The 22,302-nt window shown below is 61.9% G+C and carries 17 protein-coding genes; 10 read left to right on the top strand and 7 right to left on the bottom strand.

Features of this window, described 5'->3' with window-relative positions; all coding sequences use genetic code 11:
• Nucleotides 1–191: 191 nt before the first annotated feature.
• Both ACQ5ID_RS10135 and ACQ5ID_RS10130 read left to right on the top strand, forming a co-directional pair.
• Entirely contained in the window at nt 192–2,390 is a 2,199-nt protein-coding gene (locus tag ACQ5ID_RS10135) for a 3-hydroxyacyl-CoA dehydrogenase NAD-binding domain-containing protein (RefSeq protein WP_429912334.1), read from the top strand.
• Between the two features lie 121 nt (nt 2,391–2,511).
• The gene (locus ACQ5ID_RS10130) at nt 2,512–3,906 is read left to right on the top strand and encodes a hypothetical protein (RefSeq protein WP_429912333.1); all 1,395 of its coding nucleotides are present in this window, start codon (nt 2,512–2,514) and stop codon (nt 3,904–3,906) included.
• 215 nt (nt 3,907–4,121) lie between these two features.
• On the opposite strand, the gene ACQ5ID_RS10125 is transcribed toward ACQ5ID_RS10130, so the two are convergent.
• Complete coding sequence (locus tag ACQ5ID_RS10125; protein WP_429912332.1) at nt 4,122–5,045, bottom strand: thioesterase family protein; 924 nt, start codon at nt 5,043–5,045, stop codon at nt 4,122–4,124.
• Nucleotides 5,046–5,104: 59 nt separating this feature from the next.
• A complete protein-coding gene (locus tag ACQ5ID_RS10120; RefSeq protein ID WP_429912331.1) occupies nt 5,105–5,539 on the bottom strand; it encodes a Fur family transcriptional regulator in 435 nt (144 codons plus the stop codon).
• Between the two features lie 165 nt (nt 5,540–5,704).
• Between ACQ5ID_RS10120 and ACQ5ID_RS10115 the strand changes: the two genes are divergently transcribed.
• The 4 genes from ACQ5ID_RS10115 (at nt 5,705) to ACQ5ID_RS10100 (ending at nt 11,885) form a co-directional block, all read left to right on the top strand.
• Entirely contained in the window at nt 5,705–7,936 is a 2,232-nt protein-coding gene (locus ACQ5ID_RS10115) for a TonB-dependent receptor (protein WP_429912330.1), read from the top strand.
• Between the two features lie 121 nt (nt 7,937–8,057).
• Nucleotides 8,058–8,894, top strand: a complete 837-nt coding sequence (locus tag ACQ5ID_RS10110; protein WP_429912329.1) for a SapC family protein — start codon at nt 8,058–8,060, stop codon at nt 8,892–8,894.
• A 190-nt stretch (nt 8,895–9,084) separates the two neighbouring features.
• Entirely contained in the window at nt 9,085–11,205 is a 2,121-nt protein-coding gene (locus ACQ5ID_RS10105; RefSeq protein ID WP_429912328.1) for a protein-disulfide reductase DsbD family protein, read from the top strand.
• A gap of 47 nt (nt 11,206–11,252) precedes the next feature.
• Nucleotides 11,253–11,885 carry a redoxin domain-containing protein gene (locus tag ACQ5ID_RS10100; protein WP_429912327.1) on the top strand — a complete coding sequence of 211 codons (633 nt, stop codon included), beginning with the start codon at nt 11,253–11,255 and terminating at the stop codon, nt 11,883–11,885.
• Nucleotides 11,886–12,084: 199 nt separating this feature from the next.
• Here the strand turns inward: ACQ5ID_RS10100 and ACQ5ID_RS10095 are convergent, their stop codons facing one another.
• Together ACQ5ID_RS10095 and ACQ5ID_RS10090 are read right to left on the bottom strand one after the other, a co-directional pair.
• Nucleotides 12,085–12,750 carry a sulfotransferase domain-containing protein gene (locus tag ACQ5ID_RS10095; protein ID WP_429912326.1) on the bottom strand — a complete coding sequence of 222 codons (666 nt, stop codon included), beginning with the start codon at nt 12,748–12,750 and terminating at the stop codon, nt 12,085–12,087.
• Between the two features lie 226 nt (nt 12,751–12,976).
• Nucleotides 12,977–13,429: a hypothetical protein gene (locus ACQ5ID_RS10090; protein WP_429912325.1), complete on the bottom strand. Its 453-nt coding sequence runs from the start codon at nt 13,427–13,429 to the stop codon at nt 12,977–12,979.
• Nucleotides 13,430–13,562: 133 nt separating this feature from the next.
• On the opposite strand from ACQ5ID_RS10090, the gene hisS reads away from it, so the two are divergent.
• Nucleotides 13,563–15,038, top strand: a complete 1,476-nt coding sequence (hisS, locus tag ACQ5ID_RS10085; protein WP_429912324.1) for a histidine--tRNA ligase — start codon at nt 13,563–13,565, stop codon at nt 15,036–15,038.
• A 349-nt stretch (nt 15,039–15,387) separates the two neighbouring features.
• On the opposite strand, the gene ACQ5ID_RS10080 is transcribed toward hisS, so the two are convergent.
• Nucleotides 15,388–16,287 (bottom strand): hypothetical protein, encoded by a 900-nt coding sequence (locus ACQ5ID_RS10080; protein WP_429912323.1) that lies wholly within the window; start codon nt 16,285–16,287, stop codon nt 15,388–15,390.
• Between the two features lie 167 nt (nt 16,288–16,454).
• Here ACQ5ID_RS10080 and ACQ5ID_RS10075 point away from each other — a divergent pair, with 167 nt between their 5' ends.
• A complete protein-coding gene (locus ACQ5ID_RS10075; RefSeq protein WP_429912322.1) occupies nt 16,455–17,573 on the top strand; it encodes a glycoside hydrolase family 3 N-terminal domain-containing protein in 1,119 nt (372 codons plus the stop codon).
• Between the two features lie 372 nt (nt 17,574–17,945).
• Here ACQ5ID_RS10075 and groL read toward each other — a convergent pair whose 3' ends face one another.
• Both groL and groES read right to left on the bottom strand, forming a co-directional pair.
• Nucleotides 17,946–19,580 (bottom strand): chaperonin GroEL, encoded by a 1,635-nt coding sequence (groL, locus tag ACQ5ID_RS10070; protein WP_127567948.1) that lies wholly within the window; start codon nt 19,578–19,580, stop codon nt 17,946–17,948.
• Between the two features lie 57 nt (nt 19,581–19,637).
• Nucleotides 19,638–19,925 (bottom strand): co-chaperone GroES, encoded by a 288-nt coding sequence (gene groES / locus ACQ5ID_RS10065; protein ID WP_127567946.1) that lies wholly within the window; start codon nt 19,923–19,925, stop codon nt 19,638–19,640.
• A gap of 298 nt (nt 19,926–20,223) precedes the next feature.
• Between groES and ACQ5ID_RS10060 the strand changes: the two genes are divergently transcribed.
• Together ACQ5ID_RS10060 and ACQ5ID_RS10055 are read left to right on the top strand one after the other, a co-directional pair.
• Complete coding sequence (locus ACQ5ID_RS10060) at nt 20,224–20,880, top strand: OmpA family protein (protein ID WP_429912321.1); 657 nt, start codon at nt 20,224–20,226, stop codon at nt 20,878–20,880.
• Nucleotides 20,881–21,029: 149 nt separating this feature from the next.
• On the top strand, nt 21,030–22,277 hold the full coding sequence (locus ACQ5ID_RS10055; RefSeq protein ID WP_429912320.1) for an EAL domain-containing protein: 1,248 nt from the start codon (nt 21,030–21,032) through the stop codon (nt 22,275–22,277).
• Nucleotides 22,278–22,302: the final 25 nt, after the last annotated feature.

Below are 22,302 nucleotides of genomic sequence, written 5' to 3'. Positions count from 1 at the left end.
GACGCACGCCAACCGGGTAATGGGGCCGTATCCTCTCGAGCCTGAACTTAGATGATCGCGACACCGCTCCCTCGTCCTTCGAGACGGCCTGACCGCCTCCTCAGGATGAGGGACAACAGCACAGAACCAAGCCCTCACCCTGAGGAGCCACAACGTGGCGTCTCGAAGGGCGAGGGCGCAGGAGAAACAAAATGAGCTACACACACTTCAAATACGATCTTGACGATGACGGCATTGCCCTCGTCACATTCGACAGCCCCGGCGTATCCATGAACGTGCTCTCTGCTGCCGTGATGGCGGAAATCGGGGAGATTGTGAACCGGATCGCCAAGGACAATGCGGTCAAGGGCGCGGTCATCACCTCTGGCAAGAAAGCCTTCTGCGCAGGCGCGGACCTCTCCGAGCTGGGCGCTGGCATGATGGACCTGAAAGGTCTCTCTGAAGAAGAAGCCAAGCAGAAGCTGTTCGACACGGCGTTCCGTCTGAACGCCCAGCTGCGCGAGCTGGAAACCTGCGGCAAGCCGATTGCGGCTGCCATCAATGGGCTCGCGCTCGGCGGCGGGTTCGAGGTGACGCTCGCCTGCCATTACCGCATCATGGCCTTTGATACCGGCGCCAAGCTCGGCCTGCCGGAAAGCCTGGTCGGCGTTCTGCCCGGCGGCGGCGGTACGCAGCGCCTGCCGCGCCTGATCGGCGTGATGAACGCTGCGCCGATCATGCTGCAGGGCAAGCAGTTCGATGCCCAGTCCGCGAAGGATCAGGGCGTGGTCCACGAGATCGCCTCGGCTGCCGAGCTGGTCGACAAGGCCAAGGAATGGGTCAAGAAGGACCCCAATGGCGCCAAACAGCCCTGGGACCAGGACAAGTTCAAAATCCCCGGCGGCGGACCCTACCACCCGGCGGGCATGCAGATTTTCGCGGGCGCATCCCCGATGCTGCTCAAAGAGACCTACGGGAATTATCCGGCCCAGCGCTATATCCTGTCATGCGTCTATGAGGGCCTGCAGGTGCCGATCGATGCCGGTTTGCGCATTGAGAGCCGCTACTTCACCAAGCTGCTGATGCGTCCGGAAAGCCGCAACATGATCCGCTCGCTCTTCCTGTCCAAGCAGTCGCTGGACAAGGGCAGCCGCCGCCCGCAGGGTCAGGACAAGGGCGAGATCAAAAAGATCGGCGTTATCGGTGCTGGCTTCATGGGGGCGGGCGTTGCCACCGTGTCGGCGCAGGCCGGGATCGAAGTGGTGCTGATCGACCGCGATCAGGAAAGCGCCGACAAAGGCAAGCAGCACGCTGCGGACTTCTTCGCCAAGGGCGTCAAACGCGGCAAGATTTCCGAAGCCAAGGCCAATGAGCTGGAGCGTCTGATCACCGCGACTACCGATTACAGCCTGCTCAAAGACGTCGATCTGGTTGTCGAGGCGGTGTTTGAAAACTCCGATCTCAAGGCGGAGATCACGAAGAAGGCCGAGGAGCATCTGGGCAAGGATGCCGTGTTTGGCTCTAACACCTCCACCATTCCGATCAGCTCTCTTGCGAAGGCATCGGAGCGTCCCGATCATTTCATCGGCATTCACTTCTTCTCGCCGGTAGAAAAAATGAATCTGGTCGAGCTGATCGTCGGCAAGCACACCGGCGATTATGCCGTCAGCCGCGCCATCGATTTCGTCAGCAAGATCAAGAAGACGCCGATCGTGGTGGCCGATACGCGCGGCTTCTACGCCAATCGCTGCGTGATGCGCTATATCGAGCAGGGCACCTCGCTGCTGACCGAAGGCGTCAAACCCGCCCTCATCGAGAACGCGGCCAAGATGGCGGGCATGCCCGTCGGCCCGCTCTCCCTGCAGGACGAGGTGGCCATCGATCTTGGCTACAAGGTGCTCCAGCAGACCAAGAAGGATCTGGGCGATGCCTTCGAACAGACGCCGAATGCCGAGGTGATCGAGAAGATGTACGAGCTTGGCCGCTATGGCCGCAAGAATGGCAAGGGCTTCTACGTCTACGAGGAAGGCGGCAAGCGCCTGTGGGACGAGCTTGGCCAGTTTGCCCCGAACGGCAAGCTGCTCCCCGCAGACGACCAGCCGAGCGTGGGCGAGATCAAGGACCGTATCCTCTATGCACAAGCCATCGAGGCGGCCCGCACCATGGCCGAAGGCATTGTTGAAGACCCGCGCGAGGCCGATGTCGGCTCGATCCTGGGCTGGGGCTTTGCGCCCTATACCGGCGGCGTGATCTCCTTCATCGACACGGTTGGCACGGACAAGTTCGTGGCACGTGCCGACGAGCTGGCCAAAAAGTACGGCAAGCCGTTCGAAGTGCCCCAGCTCCTGCGCGACATGGCGGCGAAGAAGGAAACCTTCTACGCCCGCTTCGCGCCGAAGAAGGCGGCCTGATTTTCAGGTGAATGACTGACGAAGAGCCCCGGTGCGGTGACGCACCGGGGTTTTTCGTTGGGCGGAAGCTAGAAAGCTGGCAGAATTGAGCTAACTTCGTATTTGTGAAAGACACGCACCAATGCTTCCCTATGGAAAACCAAACACAGAGGGCGAGGCCCATCTGGAACGTTTAGCAAAGCGCGTGTTTTTGGACCTTTGGACGCATACTTCACCATTCCGTCCGAAAACCAGCGGAACTAAGGAAAAGCCGGTTGAACTTTGCGATTTGCTTATCGTTTATGGCAATGTTGTGCTGGTTATTTCGGAGAAAGATATAAAATATCCGCAATCTGGATCAGATGAAGTTCGATGGGCGCGATGGCATAAAACATCCATCATTAAATCTGCTTCACAGGCACGCGGTGCTGAGCGATGGCTAAAAGCAAATCCAAACGAAGTTTTCACGGATAGGCGTTTAGAGTACAGTGTTCCAAATGTGCCAGCTGATGCTGAAATTTTTAAGATATTATTGGTCAGAAATTCGAATGTAGCGTGCATTAACCACTTTGGTGGTGATACAGGATCATTTTCACTCTACGCTGGACCGGATGGATATCAGTCACCTTTTTTTGTTAATCAAATCGTCGACGGCGAGTTGTTTCATATATTTTGCGAATCGATTTTTGAGCTTATTTGTCGATTTATTGATACGCCGGAAGACATCATAAATTATTTGCGTGAGCGTCAGAAGCTATTTCTGAGTGCGCAGTCTGTTTATGTCAAAGGTGAGGAGGGCATCTTAGCAGAGTACATGAAGTCTGTTAACGAGTATGATCGACATTCACTATCAAAAATATATAGCAATGCTAATGACACCAGCTACATAGCATATGATGAAGACGATTTTCAGAGCTTGTATTTCGATGAGCGTTTTCGCCGGCGCGTGATAGCTGATGAAGTTTCGTACGCATGGGACCGGTTGATCGACCGATTTGGTAAAAACATGCGCGAGGGCACAAGTATCGATTTATTCAATACTAGCCTCGAGCAAAAAGAGCAGGGGATGCGATACCTTGCAATGGAAAACCGAACAGAACGACGCCTGATAATGGAGGGTGTGGTTGAATGGGCAGAAGAGCATATCGATAAACCTCTGGCTGCCCGTGCTATGTTGCGCCGAAAGCATGCTTCGGGACGCAAGCTTGCCTACGTATTCCTCCAGATGGACCGGGAGGAGCCAATTGTCGAAGGAGAATATGATGAATATCGACGCTCCAGAACTTCTTCGTTGTTCATGTACATGATGGGGTTATTTCAAAAAGACCTCGAGACTGAAATCGTTGTCGGCATAGCGTTCGAAAATCCAGCTAAGAAATTCAAATTCCGCTCTGAAGACATTATTTTTGCGACGCGGGACGCCCTGGAAGATGAGGATTGGGAATCTTTCGAAAAACTTTGTCAGGAAGTCGGTAAGAGGCCATTTGCGAATTCTGCTTTAATTGAAGCCAGCGTGTCTGAGTACCCTGAGGCGTGAGAGGTAAGCTCCGCCCGATTTCTTTTGTTCGCGAGGCATTTACCGCGTGAGCGCGAGGCGGAGCCGAGCTTCTGGGCGCCGTATAACGGCTCTCTCTCTGGCCTTTCAACCGGGTTCCCGGGCTTGACCCGGGATACCGAGATCATAGCGAAGTCAGTGCTGGTTGGCACTGGGTTCCCGCCTGCGCGGGAACGACGAGGTAAGAGGGAGTCCCCCTAAACGCTCAAGCCCTCGATCACCTTGGCCCGCAATTCCGCCAGCCGTTCGGGCGGCGTCTTGAACAGGCGGCGGGCTTTGAGATCCATCATGCAGGCGACGCCTTCGATGGACCAGAGCGGCTGGCCGGTCACCGGATCAAGCATCCAGTGGACCAGCGAGCGGACATTCTCGCTCGCGCCGATAAGCCCCGACCGCATCAGATAGCCATCACCGGGCAAAGGCAGGCGGCGATAGATGATGCGCGCTTCGAGCAGCGCGCCGCCAAGCTCCAGCCCGGCCCCGTCACCATGGGCGGACCATTCCTCCGGGAAGCCGTCCTTGAAATGGATCACGCTGTCGGAGGTCTTGCCGATGGCGGCTTCCGCGCGCATGCGCCCGAAAATGTCGGCATCTTCCGGCCCGAACCGCCCGCGCCCCGTCACCGCCATGCCGAGCTTGTCCGCAAGCTTTAGCGAAATATCGCTGCGCGGCTTGGAGGCGGTAAGGGTGCGCGCAATCACTTCTGCAGGCCGCTCGATACGCAAGTCTTCCAGCCCTTCGCGCAGACGGTCCGACCAGTTGAAGGGCTTGCCCGAACGCGGGTCGCAATGATCGAGCCGGATGAGGAAGCTCGCTGCCGGGCGTTCCTTGACGGTGTGTTCCATGATGAGGGCCAGCTCCACGCTGTCCTCACCGATATCCGTTACGCCGCCCTGTATGACCAGCGGCACGCCGGCATGGCATTCGGCGAGATAACGCACCTGCAGCTCGCGTGTGATCAGCGTGGCGATGGCGTCGCTGCGGAAGGCATGGCGCATGCCGGCAAGGTCAGACAGCGTGCCGACCGCCTGCATGGCCTTGGCGATGTAGAAGCGCACATTCATGTGCCCCAGCTCATCGCATTCCCATGCATTGGCATTACCGCGCCACAGCTCTTGCATGCTGACCTCCCGCCTCTTTGTCTGACCGGGAAAAGCCTAGGCCGGTTCGGGCAGGCGCGTCACGCCTTGCTGCATTGCGCGCAGCGCCCGTAATGCTCCAGCACGGAGCGGGCGATCTGAAAGCCTTCCGGCGTATGGTCGGGCAGGGCAGGGGCGTGCTGCTCGCGTACCTTGCCGCAGGTCTCGCAGATGAACAGCTCGGCAATCTCGTCACCATGGCCGTGCACGCAGGCCAGATAGGCGTTCAGCGCCTCCACCCGGTGGGCAAGGCCGGCCTGAGTGAGGAAATCGAGCGCGCGGTAAATGGTCGGCGGCTGGGCGCTGCCATCAGGTTTCAGCGCGGCCAGAAGGTCATACGCCTTCACCGGCCCTCCCGCTTCCAGCAGTAATTCCAGCACGCGCTTGCGCAGCGGCGTCAGCGACAGGCCCTTCTGCGCGCACACGGCATCGGCCTTGGCAAGCTTGGTCTCGGTACTGGTATGCGTGTGTCCCATAAGCCTCACCGATACAGCGAACGCGGCAAAAGTGCGAGCCTTTCTGCATATGGGTGCAGTAAGCGGGGTTGCCAGCGAGTGTTATGTAATAATATGACGTTGCGCAACACTATAACGTAGCGGCGGTTGATCGGACCTGCCGCCCATAGCGACAGGGGTTCCCGCATGCTCAGGCTTTCTCTTTCCGCATCCACGGCGCTGGCGCTGGCGTCAGGTCTGCTCGCGCTGCCTGCTGCGCACGGCGATGCCAATGCCCAGCAGCGCGGCGATGCTGCTCTGGACCGGATCGTGGTCACCGCAGGCCCGCTCGGCCGGCGCTATGTCGACGAGATGATCCAGCCGGTCAGCGTCCTGCATGGCGATGAGCTGGCCCGCCGCATGGCTGGCTCGCTGGGCGAGATGCTGGACGGCATGCCGGGCGTCACCAATGCCGATTTCGGTCCCGGCGTTGGCCGCCCCGTGATCCGCGGCCAGCAGGGTTCGCGCGTCATGGTGCTTGATGACGGCCTGCCGGTGGCAGACGTGTCCGGCGAGGGTGTGGACCATGCCGTGGCCATCGATGCGCGCGGTGCCAGCCAGATCGAAATTTTCCGCGGCCCGACCACGTTGATGTTCGGTTCGGGCGCGGCCGGCGGCGTGGTCAATGTGCGCAGCCAGCGCTTCCTGCCGACCTTCGCCGACTCTCCCTATCTGGAGCTGGATGCCAGCTATTCTCCCAATGGCAATGACCGCCAGCTTGATGTCAGCGGCGAGTATCAGCTTGGCAATGGCTTTGCCCTGCGCGCCAGTGGCGGCATCCGCCGCACGGATGATTTCGACATTAATGGCTTCCAGGAAGACGATCAGACCGAAGGGTTTGAGGGCCGCCTGCAGAACAGCTCGATCGAGACCGAGCTGGCCTCGCTGACCGGCATCTCTGCCGGTGACTGGGGCTTTGCGGCCCTGTCGGCCAGCTACTGGTCGACCGATTACGGCATTCCGGAAGTCTTTGACCCGATGCGTATTCGCGGCGATGGCTCGGACCATATCGAGCGGGTGACGGCGGACTATGTGCGCCTCGATTTCCGCAGCGAGCTGAACAACCCGCTGCCCGGCTTCTCGCTGGCCCGCCTGGCCGTCGCCTGGACCCGCTATGACCAGGACGAAACCGAGCTGGAGTTCAGCCGCACCGATGGCTCTTTCGAGGAGGCTGTCGTTGAAGCCACGTTCGAAAACAAGGAGTTTGAGGCACGCGCCGATTTCCTGCACGAGCCCGTCGCGGGCTGGGAAGGCGTGATTGGCTTGCAGTTCACCAACCGGGATTTCTTCGCCGATGATCCGCGCGGCGCTGACCGGGGCTTCTATGTCCGCCCGAACCAGACGCGCACCTTTGCCGGCTATCTCATCGAAGAGCGCCGCTTTGGCCCTGCCGTGATCGAGCTGGGCGCACGCGTGGAGCACACACGCAGCGAAAGCGATCCCGTCATCGCCTCGCGCGTGCCGGGCGTGACCCTGCCTGACACGACCTTCCTGCCCCAGCCCGAACAGATCGCGGATCGCAACACGACTGCCGTCAGCCTGTCGGCGGCGACGATCATCGATGTAGGGCCGGACTATCATCTGCGCTTTGGTCTGACCCGCGCCGAACGTACGCCGTCGCCCGAACAGCGCTATGCCTTTGGCCGCCACTCTGCGGCCGGCACGTGGGAGGTCGGCAATCCCGATCTCGACACCGAGCGCTACCTCAATTTCGAAGCCAGCATCGAGCGCCATACCGGCCCGCTGCGCTTTGACCTGACCGGCTTCTACAACCGCGCCGACAACTACATCTACCTGGCTTCGGAAGATGACGGGACGGGTAATCCGGTCTTCGTCAACGATATCGGCAACCGTGAAGGCGAAGGCGCGGCCGCTGGCTGTGCGCCCGGCGCCGGTGGCCTGTGCCGCCTGCGCAACCAGCTGGTCTTCAACCAGCAGGATGATGCCCATTTCTATGGCGCGGAGCTGGGTGGCAGCTGGGAGATTGCGGAAGGCGATCTGCCCTTCACCCTGCACTTCACGGCTGACTATGTTCGCGGCTCACTGCGCGATGGCGGCGACCTGCCACGCATCTCGCCCTGGCGCTACGGGCTGGGTGCCTCCACCCGGCTGGGTGATCTCGCCTTGCGCGCCGACTATCTGCGCGTGAACGCCCAGAACCGTGTTGCCGAAGCGGAAAGCGAAACCGGCGGGTATGATCTGGTCTCGTTTGATGCCAGCTATGCCCTTCCCTTTGAAGGGCTGGATGCCTCGCTCTATCTGAAGGGCCGCAACCTGCTTGACGAAGCCGGGCGCCGGCACACCTCCTTCTTCAAGGATGAGGCCCCGATTATCGGCCGCGCCATCTACTTTGGTGTACGCGCCCGCTTTGGCGGCTAGGCGTTCCGCCTGGAACGGCATAGAGCTTGCAGCCCTGCACGGGTAACGTGCGGGGCTGTATTGCCTTGGAAAGGCTGCTCCGCTAACAAGCCCGCAAGTGTTTTTTCAAGGGGAACTACAAATGGCTGATGCCGCAACCGGTGCGCCCAAAATTCAGGGTACACTGCCGCTTTACAAGAAGCCCGAGCCGCTACATGCGCAGACTCACAAGGGTAAGGGCCTGAAGTATGGTGATCGTCCGTTCGACTTTCTGAACCAGACGCATTTCTTGCCTCTGACCATGAGCGAGTTCGCTCAGGCAAGCAGTGCCTATCCCATCATCTTCCTGGGTGCCAACTACACACCCGTCGCGGTGATGGGGCTTCAAGAAGCGACCAACCTTTTTGTGGACCCCGAAACGGGCCTGTTTGAGCGCAACACTTATGTTCCCGCATTTGTGCGCCGCTACCCGTTTGTCGCAGCGGTCCACACCGAGGACAATGAGCGCTTCACCCTGTGCGTCGATGCCGGTTCGCATCTCGTCACATCGGACAATCCTGACCAGCCATTCTTTGATGAAAGCGGTGAGGCGACCCCGCTCGTTCAAAATGCGATCGAGTTTGTCCAGCGCTATGAAATAGACGCGCGCAATACCACGCAGCTGGTCCAGCGCTTGCGTGACCTTGATCTGTTTGAAGAGCAGAAAACCCACTTCCAGCCGCGTGACGAGCAGGGCCAGCCCACCGGTGATCCGCAGGTGATTGCATCCTACTGGGGCGTCTCGGGAGAGAAACTCCGGGCTCTGTCGCCTGAAAAGCTCGCCGAACTTCGTGATGATGCCACGCTCGGCGCGATCTATGCGCACATGATTTCGGTCGGACGCTGGGACGGTATTGTTGCCCGTGCCACCGCGCGTCAGCTGGGTGCGGCCGCGGCTGCGCCCCAGCCGGGCATCACCCCGCCTCCGCCTGAAGCGTAATCCGCTTCTGACAAGGCTTGCGTAATTGCGATGGCGGTCCCTTTTGGGGCCGCCATTTGCGTATCGGTTTGCGCCGCTGGATCACAAGACCGTCAGCCCCCTCGTTACCGATTGGAATGACAGCTATATCTAGCTTCAGCCGGGCCAGCACTTTGCGCCGGGCGTGAAACGGGACGAACGGGAGTCTGTCTTGCTGCGTACCTTCCCTGCCGGAATTCTGATCGCCCTTTGCCTGTTCACGGGCCTGGCTGCCGCGCAAGGCGCCAGTGGGCCTATGGTCGAGGCGAGCCTTGTCAGCGAGCGCAGCTCGGTCGCGCCCGGCGAGACCTTCCACCTCGCCCTGCATCAGGAAATCACCCCGCACTGGCACACATACTGGCGCAATCCGGGCGATAGTGGAGAGGCGACCCGCCTCTTCCTTGACCTTCCCGAAGGCTGGACCGTTGGCGAGATGGTGTGGCCTGCGCCCTCCACCTACCGGATCGGCCCGCTGACCAATTACGGTTATGAGGACCGGGTTACGCTACCCGTGCCGGTGACGGTACCGGCTGATGCAGAGCCCGGCACAGTCACCATCACCGGCGAAGGCACCTGGCTGGTCTGCGAGGATATCTGCATCCCCGAGGATGCGACATTCGAGATCACGCTGGAGGTCGGCGAGAGCGCTGCCGACCGGCAAGGCGCACGCCTGATCGAGACGGCCTTTTCGCTTGCGCCGCGCACCGGTATCGCCATCGAGGCCGGTCTTGCGCGCAAGGATGATGTGCTGGCGCTGACGCTGGCGGGCGACAGCTTCGCCGGCGGCGCTGACGAGATCCGTGATCTCTACTTCTTCCCGCACGATAGCGGCGTGGTGAACCACAGCGCGCCGCAGCCCGCGCGCGTCGAGGCCGGGTTCGCCCGTATCGACCTGACGCCCGGCTTCCTCACACGCAACGCCATCAATGCCGACTATACCGGCGCGCTGGCCTTCGAGGCACGCATCGGCAACCGGTGGGAGCGCCGCGTCATCGAGGTGACGGCCATCGCCGGTGAAGAGGTCAACACGCTTGCCGCGCCGGCCTCTGCACCAGCTACGGGCAGCGGAGGTGGTGGCGGCACGTCCGCGCCTGCGATGAGCTTCTGGCAGGCGGCCCTGTTTGCGCTGGTCGGCGGCCTGATCCTCAATCTCATGCCCTGCGTGTTCCCGATCCTCTCCATGAAGGCGCTTACCATCGTGCAAAAACGCGGCGCGGAGCGCGCCCACGCGCGCGAGCTGGGCCTGATCTTCGGGGCAGGGGTGATCGTGACCTTCCTGGCACTCGGCGGTCTCGTACTGGCGCTGCGCGGGCTTGGCGGCATGGAGGTGTGGGGCTTCCAGCTGCAGGAGCCGTGGGTGGTAGCCGGCCTTGCTGCGCTGATGTTCATCATCGGCCTCAACTTCCTAGGCTTCTTCGAGATCGGCACCTCCCTGCAGAGTGTTGGCGGCAATGTGCAGGGCAATGACCGCTCCGGCGCGTTCCTCACCGGCGTGCTGGCCGTCTTCGTGGCCGCGCCTTGCCTTGCGCCCGTCATGGCGAGCGCGCTCGCTTTTGCGCTCGCCCAGCCGCCGCTCGCCTCGCTGACGATCTTTGCCTTCCTCGGCGTGGGCCTTGCCCTGCCCTTCGTGATCGTCAGTTTCGAGCCGCGCCTGCTCGCCTTCCTGCCCAAGCCCGGCGTGTGGATGGAGCGCTTCAAGCAATTCCTCGCCTTCCCCATGTTTGCCACCGCCATCTGGCTGGTCTGGGTCTTGAGCGTGCAGACCGGTGCGCAGGGCGTCTTGTGGATACTCGTCCTGTTCCTCGCGATCAGCTTTGCCGTCTGGGCCTTGCGCTCGCCGACCCTGCTCTCGCGCGCGGCGGGCATTGCAGGCGTCGTGCTGGCCGCTGGCGCGCTGTGGACGACAGCCAGTCTGGAACCAGCTGCCATCGCTGCGGGTAATGGTGAGTATGAGGAGTGGAGCCCGGCGAGAGTGGAGGAGCTGCGCGCCGAGGGGCGGCCTGTGTTTGTCGACTTTACCGCCGCCTGGTGTGTGACCTGTCAGGTCAACAAGCTGGGCGCGCTGGCCGATAATCGCGTGCGCTCAGCCTTCGCCGAAAACAATGTCGCTTTGCTGCGCGCGGACTTTACCAATCGCGATCCTGTGATCGCCGGGGTACTTGCCGAGCATGGCGCGCCCGGTGTTCCATTCTACCTTATGTACCCGGCAGATGGCGGAGAGCCGGACATCCTTCCGCCACTGTTGACTGAGACCATCATGATCCGGGCGGTGGAGGCTGCTGCCAGGAATTAGTGCCACTCGAAGCCTGAACCTTTTTAACCTGAAGGAGACTTCCCGCCATGGCCATTTCCCGCCGCACCTTTACCCTGACTGCCAGCCTTCTGGCCGCTACCGCGCTGAGCTTCGGCGCTGCCGCCCATGCACAGCCTGTCATTGGCGAGCGCGCGCCCGACTTCACCGCCACGACCGCGACCGGCGAGACCGTGTCGCTGGCCGATTTTGCCGGCCAGACCGTCATGCTGGAATGGACCAACCATGACTGCCCGTTCGTCGTGCGTCACTATCAGGGCAATATGCAGGCCCTGCAGGATGAAGCGGCTGAAAACGGCGTTGTCTGGATTCAGGTGATCTCCTCGGCACCGGGCGAGCAGGGCTATGTCAGCGCCGAGCGCGCGCTGGCGCTCAATGAAGAGCGCGGCGCATCAAATGTCGCCCATGTCTTCATGGACGCGCCGGGCATTATCGGCCGGGCCTATGATGCGCGCACCACGCCGCAAATGTATGTCATCGATAGCGAAGGCACGCTGCGCTATAATGGCGGTATTGATGACCAGCCGCGCCCGCGCGCTGGCGATCCCGACCCGATCCCCTATGCGCAGATCGCTCTGAACGCCGTGCTGGCGGGTGAAGCGGTGGAAATGCCCGAGACCCAGCCCTATGGCTGCAACGTGAAATACGTCGACGAGGCGTAAGCCGCTTATCTGACCTGTTTCAGATGACAGACCCCGGTCCGGCAACGGATCGGGGTTTCATTTGCGAGAACGATAAGAGCTTTACACGCGTGGCGAATAGACAAAATCGTCAGGGTCTATTCCGGCGTCCACCAGCTTGGCCTTGATCAAATTGACTTCTTCTTCAGTGAACCAATCCCGCCATTGGCCGATACGGCCATCACGGACAAACCGGCTTTTTTTTTCCGATGAGTCTTTTTGCCTTGTCGCGATCACGCGTATGCATATGGCCATTCTCATCTTCGAACTGCTTGGCGCGTTTCATGGAAGAGTGTTCGGCAGCCATGTATGCAAGCTCGTCTGACACAGGCAGTTTATAGAAGTCAGCAGCTTTGGCGATACAGTCCGCCGGGCGCTCAATCATATCCTCGTAAGACAGCAGCAGAGCACGGCCGTCCGACTGTAGCTCGTGCAAGCGCTTATATGGTCGTGTGAACCTTGGCGCGCGTTCTTCAATGATGTCCCGTGGGTGAGCTTTCGTGGAACCGTTTCTGGTGTAAAAGTAAAAATAGGCCGAGACGAGTTGGTCTAATGGGTTGCGGTATAGTCCAATCAGCGGGCCGGCCAGTTTAGACCCCGAGCCAACACTATGGCCATAAACAAAATCTGAGTAAGTTTCTGGAAGATATTCCCTATTCGGTGTCTCCTGGTTGTTTTTTATATAGTCAGCGAATTGGTTGGGGAATGCCGCTACCAGATCATCATAGGTTTTTGGTTCCAGATCGCCTTTCAGGTGCGCGAGGTAATTGAACATTGCGACACGAAAAAGATTGGTTCCCGACTTCGGTATCGACGCCAGGAGCATTTTCGGGTTCTGATCCGCCAATGCGATGTTCCTTCGTTTAAAGCAGTGGTACCATTTCGCACTGGTGATCGAATATCTCAAGCCCGAGGCGGTCGCGGCTTTCGCGACAGGCCCCGGATACCGCGAAAGCGGTTCCGGGGTTTCAGCAATAGTTCGATCTGAACTCCCGGAGGCCCGAAGGGCCGTCCGGGACCGGATGCAGAACACGTTGAGAGGGGCCCCGGACGCTTTGTGTCCGGGGTTTCATCTATCCCGCAGACGGACAGGAAGGCGGAAAGCCGGTATCCGGGCCTTCGGTTTCCACATCGGCCGCTATGATGACGGCGTGGGAGAAGGTGCGGGCGAGCTGGCGATAGTCTTCTGCGCTTGCCGGGTCAGCCTCCAGCGCAGCGCGGCGTATGTCGGCATCCTCGGCCATGCCGCGGAAGATGCAGGGCAGGTCGGCCGGGCCGCCATGCGTATCGATATGAAGCGCCAGTGCGCGCATGTCCGCGGAGAAGCGCACCGTGTCGGCCAAGAACGCATCTTCGGCTTCGGCGGTTGGAGCGCTGCCTGCCTCAAGCAGGTCCGCCCGCATTTGCGCCTCGCCCTGCAGGCGTTCAGAGAGCGCAATCAGCCTGCCTGCGTCCTGCGCGAAGGCCGGTGCGGCCCCAGCGGCGAGCAGGAGAAGGCATGCGGCGAGGGCGCGAATGAGCTGCATTGGAACACTGGCCTTTAAAGTTTGGACGGCTAGTTGATGACCGTGCAAGGGGCGGGCCGCTTGAAAGCGGCGCGTGCAAAGGCTACTCCGGCCCTCCTTTCGATAGCGTTTCCATCCAGACCGGATCTGTCCCATGGCCAAAGAAAAGAGCTTCCGTCCCAAGGCGCGCCGCCCGCGCGGGTTCGAGGACCGGGCCGCCCATGTGATCCGGGCCGAGCGCGCGCTGGTGACAGCTGCCTCTGCCGTCTATGAGCGCTGGGGCTTTGAGCCGCTGGAAACGCCTGCGTTCGAATATGCCGATGCGCTCGGCAAATTCCTGCCCGACGAGGACCGTCCCAATGAAGGCGTGTTCGCCATGCAGGATGATGACGGGCAGTGGATGGCACTGCGTTATGACCTGACCGCGCCATTGGCGCGCTTTGCGGCGGAAGGCTTTCAGGATCTCGTCAAACCCTATCGCCGCTACCAGTTCGGCGAGGTGTGGCGCAATGAGAAGCCGGGGCCGGGCCGTTTCCGCCAGTTCGTCCAGTGCGACGCCGATAATGTCGGTGCCTCCGGTCCTGCCGCTGATGCGGAAATGATCGCGCTCGCCGCCGAAGTGATGCGCGCCGCTGGCTTGACCGACAGCGATTTCGTCATCCGGGTAAATGATCGCCGCCTGCTTGACGGTGTGCTGGAAAGCCTTGGCCAGGCGGATGATACGCGCCGCATGCGCGTGCTGCGCGCCATCGACAAGCTCGACCGGCTGGGGATGGAGGGCGTGGAGCTTCTGCTCGGCAAGGGCCGCAAGGACGAAAGCGGCGACTTCACCGAGGGTGCGGGGCTGGACGAGGCGGGCCGCGCGCGCGTGCTCGGCTTCCTTGAAGCTTCAAAAGCCGGTGGCACCCGCGCCGAAGTGACCGCGCGCCTTGCAGGCAGCGCAGGCGAAACCGCCGCCAGGGCCGGCGTAGAGGCGCTTGACGAGATCAATGCGATCCTCACCTCACTCGGCATCCCTGAAGAGATCGCCGTATTTGATCCCTCCGTCGTGCGCGGCCTTGGCTATTATACCGGTCCGGTCTTCGAGACCGAGTTGCTGGCCACCCCCACCTATCCCGATGGCAGCCCGATGCAGTTCGGCTCGGTGGCCTCTGGCGGGCGCTATGATGATCTCGTCGCCCGCTTTACCGGCCAGCAAGTGCCCGCGACGGGCTTTTCCTTCGGGGTCAGCCGGTTTGCCGCCGCGCTCTCCGCGCTGGGGCGTCTGGAAGGGGCTGATGCTGCGCCGCTGGTCATCGTGGTCGCTGCCGACAAGGCGCGCATGGCGGAGTATTTTGCATTTGCGGCTGAGCTGCGCAGCGCGGGCTTGCGCGCGGAAGCCTTTACCGGCAATGGCAATATGGGCAAGCAGCTGAAATATGCCGACCGGCGCGATGCGGCCTTCGCCGTCATCTGCGGCGAGGAGGAGTTCGCCAGCGGCACGGTCCAGATCAAGGATCTCAATCTCGGCGCGCAGCTGGCCGAATCGATCACCGACCGCGATGAGTGGAAAGAGCAGAAGCAGCAATTCTCCGTGCCGCGCAGCGAACTGGTATCGGCGATCCTCACCCGTCTGTCCGCGCGCGGATGATGGGTGCGCTGCGGCAAAAACGAAAACCTGCCTTGCACAAAGGGGTTGACTGAAACCTGTCTTCTGAGTCACGTTCATTAACAGACAGGGCCTGACCGTCTTGTCTTCTTGAGTGACGGCTCTGGGGAGGAGACGTCTCTTATCGACCAACCAAAATTTCAAAGCCCGGCATCTTCTGGATGCCGGGCCTTTTTTTGGTTTGGGGTTTGGCACTCTTGCTCAATTCCCTCGTCACCCCCGCGCAGGCGGGGGTCCAGAGATGCAAGAGCGAGGACTTCGCCGGTGGCTCTGGGTTCCCGCCTGCGCGGGAACGACGAGTCGAAGGGATTGTGAGGGATGTTTCCTTCCCTCACTCCCCGCCGGCCAGTGGCGGTTCGGGACGCTGGCGGATCATGCGCTGACCCTCATCGGAATTGAGCCAGCTGGTAAGGGCATCGCCTTCCAGCTCCTCGCCATCAATCCAGACGCGCACGCGGCCATCGCGGTCTTCCACGCGCACCCGGCGGCGGTCGGCGCTGTCGCTACCGTCGCGGCGCAGGGCCACGGCGCGGCGTTCGCCCGCTGCATCGTCTCCAAGCAGGACGGCGTGCTCCCCGCGGAACTCGGCGATACGCGCTTCCAGCCGGGCGCGGGTGGCTTCCATCTCCGCGCGTTCCTCAGCCGTCATGGCGCGCCGTTCGCCATTGCGCCAGACCTCGCCACGCTCCAGCGCCTCGTCTATGGCCCGCAGGCCCGCCTCCATGCCGCGCGCACCGGCATGCAACCCGATCACGCGGACGCGTTCGCCTTCAAGGCGGGCAAGGCGGCCCATCTCGCGGGCGCGCATGCCGGCTTCTTCGGCCCTTTCACGGGCGCGCTCCGCCACCACGCGTACGCGCTCGCGATGGGCTTCGCGGTCAAAACCGTCCATATCGCGCCATTCAAAGCGGAAGCCGCCCTCCGGCCCGCCGGGCAGGGTGGCCAGCGTCTCGCGCAGGGTTTCCATCGCCTCGCGCAGGGCCGCGCGGTGCTCCTCGCTCCAGCCGGTATCGTTGTCAAAGTCGAAGTCGAAGACCAGGCGCCCCCGCCGGCCTTCCCCGAGGGCCTCCTCCACGATGCGCCCGGCCTCGTCACCGATCTCCACTGTGCCGTCATGGATGAGGATAACGCGGCGTTCGGTCTCGCGCGGCGGATGCGGCGGTTCGGGCGGGACCGGCGTGGCGGCGATGAGAAGCGGGCTGGCCGCTACAGCCCAGATGAGATGTTTCATGGATGTGTTCCTCCCTTAACTCGTGCGCCATTACGCGCCGCGGCGAATTACACGGAGATGACAGCGCGCTTAATTGTTAGGAAGGACAGCAATGCCATCGCGCACTGGACAGGCAGGCTTCGGCGCTGCCTAATCGGGCGCGGGGAAAGTTTGAGGGGATTGCAGGCATGACAATGGATCGCCGCCAGCTTCTGGCCGGGCTTGGCCTTGCCGGTGCGGGTGCAGGACTGGCCAGCGCGCAGCCCGAACACTTTCCACGCATTGCCGAAGTGCCGGTTCGCCCGCTGGAGGCGCAGATTGCCCGCCTCATCATCATGGGGTTTGTCGGCGCTGATCCGCGCGGCGAGAGCGCTGATGCCATGGTGCGCCACCTTGAGGAGCGCTCCATCGGCGGTGTTCTCATGCTGCGCCATAATGCGCGCGAGCGTGATCCGGCGCTGGCACTGGCGGCAAGGCTGCGTGCGGCATCGGCTGATGCGTGGCTTGCCATCGATCAGGAGGGCGGGGTGGTCCAGCGGCTTAATGCCGAGATGGGCTTTACCCGCATACCGCGCGCTACCGAGCTGACCACGCGCGGGCTGGAGGCAGGCGCCGAACTCTTCGCCGTGGCCGCGCGCGAGCTGGCTGATGCCGGCTTCAACATGAACCTTGCGCCCATCGCGGACCTTTACGACCCGGCCAATGACGCCATCGGCCAGTATGGCCGGGCCTATGGCCCTGATCCTGACAGCGTGGCCACATGGTGCGCGGCCTTTATCGAGGCGTTCGAGGCGCAGGGTGTGGCCTGCGCCATCAAGCACTTCCCCGGTCATGGCCGCTCACGCGGCGACAGCCATGATGGCTATGTCGATATCAGCGATACCTGGACGTTCGAGGAGGCTGCCCCCTTCGGCCAGCTCATGCGCTCCGGTCATGCCCATCTGATGATGGGCGCGCACCTCATCAACCGTCGTCTGGAGCCCGATGGCCTGCCGGTGACGCTCTCGCGGCGCGTGCTGCACGGGCTCCTGCGGCAGGTGATGGGCTATGAGGGCGTGGTCATCACCGATGATCTCGACATGGGCGCGATCCGCCACCATTACACCCGCGAGCAGGCCGTCATCGGCGCGCTCAAAGCCGGTAACGACCTCCTGCTCATCTCCAACTCGGCCAATCCCGACCCCGACCTGCCGGCCAATGTCCAGCGCTGGGTGATGGCGGCCATCGAACGCGGCGAGCTGTCTGAGGAACGTATCAGCGAGGCCAATCAACGCCTTGACGCGCTTGAGGGGCATGTGAGGGGGTAGGGGAATTTTTCCCCACTCGGCCCGCCCTTCGTCATTCCGGGCGAGCCTGCGGCGAGACCCGGAACCCAGCCGCATTTTAAATCAACTGTGTTCCAGATAGCCCTTCGGGCTTCTGGAATGACGAGGGTGGAAAAGCATGGGTGGCCCGGTCAAGCCGGGCCATGAGGCGCGAAGGAACTCCCCATCCAGCGTTTCACCGGCGAAAGCCGGTGCCCAGTCAAACCGCTGCTCTGGGTCCCGACTTTCGTCGGGAAAACGAAGAGAGTGGGGGGAGACACCAGGGACATCCGGCCATGACAGCGCGGTGAGGCCAGACAAAAAAAGGGCGGCTGTTGCCAGCCGCCCTTTTCCGTATTCCGAAGGGGATAGAGCCTAGAAGCCCATATCGCCCATACCGCCGCCCGGCATGGCCGGCGGGGCGTCTTTCTTCGGCAGTTCGGCAACGGCCGCTTCGGTCGTGATCATCAGCGAGCCGACAGAGGCCGCGTCCTGCAGGGCAGTACGCACCACTTTGGCCGGGTCGATGATGCCGAAGGCGAACATGTCGCCATACTCTTCGGTCTGGGCATTGAAGCCGAAACCGTGCGAGCTGTTTTCCAGAATCTTGCCGACAACGATGGAGCCTTCAACCCCGGCGTTTTCGGAGATCTGGCGGATCGGCGCCTGGATAGCGCGCGCGATGATGGCGATGCCTTGCGTCTGGTCGGCATTGTCGCCTTCCAGGCCTTCAAGGGCCTTGGCCGCTTTGAGCAGGGCCACGCCGCCGCCGGCCACGATGCCTTCTTCCACCGCAGCGCGGGTGGCGTTCAGGGCATCGTCAACACGGTCCTTACGCTCTTTCACTTCGATCTCGGAGCCGCCGCCGACCTTGATCACGGCCACACCGCCGGCGAGTTTCGCCAGACGCTCTTGCAGCTTTTCCTTGTCGTAGTCAGACGAGGTGTCTTCGATCTGCTTGCGGATCTGGTTCACGCGGCCTTCGATCGCGGACTTCTCGCCAGCACCGTCAACGATGGTGGTGTCGTCCTTGGTGATCGACACGCGCTTGGCGGTGCCCAGCATGTCCAGCGTGACGTTTTCCAGCTTGATGCCGAGATCTTCGGAAACAACCTGGCCGCCGGTCAGGACAGCGATGTCCTCCAGCATGGCCTTGCGGCGGTCACCAAAGCCCGGAGCCTTCACGGCAGCCACTTTCAGGCCGCCACGCAGCTTGTTGACGACGAGCGTGGCAAGCGCCTCGCCCTCGACATCTTCAGCCACGATGAGCAGCGGACGGTTGGACTGCACCACGGCTTCGAGAACCGGCAGCATGGATTGCAGCGAAGACAGCTTCTTCTCGAACAGCAGGATGTAGGGGTCATCCAGCTCGACAGCCATCTTGTCGGCATTGGTCACGAAATAGGGCGACAGGTAGCCGCGGTCGAACTGCATGCCTTCAACGACATCCAGCTCGGTTTCCAGCGACTTGGCTTCCTCGACCGTGATGACGCCTTCATTGCCGACTTTTTCCATGGCGCGGGCGATCATCTCGCCGATTTCTTTTTCGCCATTGGCCGAAATCGTGCCGACCTGGGCAATCTCCGAAGAACCCTTGATCGGGGTGGAGTTGGCCTTGATGTCCTCGACCACTTTCAGCACGGCCTTGTCGATACCACGCTTCAGATCCATCGGGTTCATGCCGGCGGCCACAGACTTCATGCCTTCACGGATGATGGCCTGGGCCAGAACCGTGGCGGTCGTGGTGCCGTCGCCAGCTTCATCATTGGTGCGCGAAGCGACTTCGCGGACCATCTGGGCGCCCATGTTCTCGAACTTGTCTTCCAGCTCGATTTCCTTGGCGACCGAAACGCCGTCCTTGGTGGTGCGCGGCGCGCCGAAGGACTTCTCGATGACCACGTTGCGGCCTTTCGGGCCGAGGGTCACTTTTACGGCGTTGGCAAGGGTGTCGACACCCTTGAGCATGCGTTCGCGCGCAGAGGCGCCAAACTTGACTTCTTTAGCGGACATAAGCGTCAGCTCCTTGTTCGATCAGTCGATTGAATAGGGGAAAGGTTTGGGCCGGATCTAGCCGACGATCCCGAGGATGTCGGATTCCTTCATGATGAGGAGTTCCTGGCCGTCAACCGTGACTTCGGTGCCCGACCATTTGCCGAACAGGATGCGGTCACCGGCTTTCACGTCCAGCGGGCGCACGGTGCCATCATCCTTGATGGTGCCGCTGCCAGCGGCGATCACTTCGCCTTCCTGGGGCTTTTCCTTGGCCGTGTCGGGAATGATGATCCCGCCCTTGGTCTTGGATTCTTCCTCGACGCGCTTTACCAGCACGCGGTCATGCAGAGGACGAAAAGTCATCGCGTCACGTCTCCGTTTTCTTGGGCGCAGGCGGTCACCCGCCGCAAACAAATGAGTTCTGGCTTTATGCCGTTAGCACTCGATGCTCCCGGCTGCCAGCCCGCCGGAGATAAGCAGGGGACCGGTTAGCGTCAAGGGGCTGCCAGAGAATGTTGGAGCGATTTTTCCGTTCGCGCGTTTTACACCCCTGTTCAAGCTGCGTTCATCGCTCTGCCATGTAAGTTTCATGGTCAGAGCGCATCGGACGCGCTAGTGTTCGGGGCCTAACTTTTTAACGTCACCATGGAGCTTGATAGCCATGATCTTTCGTTCTCTCACTGTTGCCGGCATGGCGTTGACCATGGCGGCGGCCTGCACCACCACCGACCAGTACGGCAATGTCACCCAGAGCCGGACCGGCACGGGCGCCATTGGCGGCGCGCTGGCTGGCGCTGCTCTGGGTACGCTGGCGGGCGGCGATGACCGCCGCAATGCGCTGATCGGTGCTGGTATCGGCGCCCTCGCCGGTGCGGCCGTCGGCAATTATATGGACCGCCAGGAGCGCGAGATGCGCGAGCGCCTGCGCGGGTCTGGCGTCACCGTGCGCCGTGAAGGCCAGGACCTGTACCTGGTCATGCCGGGCAATGTGACCTTTGCCACCGGCCAGTCCAATATCGAGCCGAACTTCTTCCCCATCCTCAACGATGTGGCTGACGTTCTGCAGACCTATCCGGCGACCTATGTCGACGTGATCGGCCATACCGACTCCACCGGCGGGCGTGAGCTGAACATGCGCCTGTCGGCGCAGCGCGCGCAGTCGGTTGCAAGCTATCTGCAACAGGTCGGCGTTGATGGCCGCCGCTTCTTCATCACCGGCGCTGGCCCGGATTATCCGGTTGCCTCCAACGCCACCGATGCGGGCCGCGCGCTCAACCGCCGCGTCGAGATCAAGATCGCGCCGCATACGCAAAGCTAGGCGTGTGATCGCTGCAATCTGATGAAGGGGCGGGCTGAAAGGTCCGCCCCTTTTTCGTGACTGGAAAGAGGTCTGACAGGATGGCCCGGTACAGCATAGACTGCGCTTGCACAGGTGCGATTCGCGCCTGACGGGGACGTAACGGAGGCTTGGCCATCATACCGCGCGCGACAGACATGCTCGTCGTCATCACCTATGCGATGGTTGCCATCGTGGCGGCGCTGGCGTTCGAGCGGTTTGGCCTGATGAGCTCAGGGCTGGCCTGGGTCATGGGCGCGGTCGTGTTCCTGATCGCCGGGCAGGCCCATGCCGCCGCCGCGCGCGCAGAGGAACGCCGCGCCACCGAGAAGGCGCTGCATGAGCTGCGCGCCGCCAACCTCTCCCTGATCGAGGAGCTGGAGCTTGCCAGCGCGCGCATCGAAGAGGTGGAAACCCAGCTCGCCACACAGCCCGCCCGCCCGTCAGCGCAGATTGCACCCGCCACCTATGCGCGCTCTGCCGCCCCGGCGCGCGATGAAGGGCCGGGCGATGAGCTGCTCAACGAAATTCTGCAAAAGCTGGAAATGGCCGGCGCAGGGCAGGCGGCGAACGTGTCCAGCTCGGCGCGTGTGGAGCTGATCCGCGATGCGCTGGATGCCAACCGGGTCGATCTCTATTTGCAGCCCGTGGTCGGCCTGCCCCAGCGGCGCACCTACTTCTATGAGGGCTTCACCCGCCTGCGCGACGCCAAGGGCAATGTCGTCACGCCCGCAGGTTTCCTCAAAGCAGCCGAGGAACATGGTCTTATCGCCGAGGTGGATAATCTCCTCCTGCTGCGCTGTGTGCAGATCGTGCGCAAGCTCACCAAATCGGACCGGCGCGTCGGGATTTTCTGCAATATCTCGGTGCGCTCGCTCACCGATGAGGAATTCTTCCCGCCCTTCCTCGATTTCCTGCGCCGCAATTCCGATCTTGCGACCTCGCTGATCTTCGAAATGCCGCAAGCCGCCTTTGACGGACGCTCCTCGGTCGCGGCGCGTCACATGGCGCGCCTCGCCGATTACGGTTTCCGCTTCTCCATCGATCAGGTCAGCAATCTCAATCTGGATCTGGCCGAGCTGCAGCGCGCGGGCGTGCGCTTTGCCAAGGTGGAGGGCGTGCGCCTGATCGAGATGGCGGGCGGGCATATGCCGGTCGCAGGCCGTGAGCCCGGCACGATCGCGCCCGAAGATATTGCCAGCCTTTTTGCCCGCTACGGTGTCGATATCATTGCCGAGAAGATCGAGACCGAGGCGATGGTGGTCGAAATCCTCGATCTCGATATCGCTTATGGTCAGGGCCATCTCTTCGGCGCGCCGCGCCCGGTGCGCGATGACGTGCTGTCCGAAGGCAGCGCCGAGGCGCGGCGGGCGGGCTGACCAGTCTTTTCAGTTGCAGCACGGC

Origin of the sequence: Glycocaulis sp. (assembly GCF_050485565.1) — a bacterium.
In the GTDB taxonomy this organism is placed as follows: Bacteria; Pseudomonadota; Alphaproteobacteria; order Caulobacterales; family Maricaulaceae; genus Glycocaulis.
Note: the sequence above shows the minus strand (reverse complement) of the source record. Positions and strands in the feature narration are given on the sequence as shown.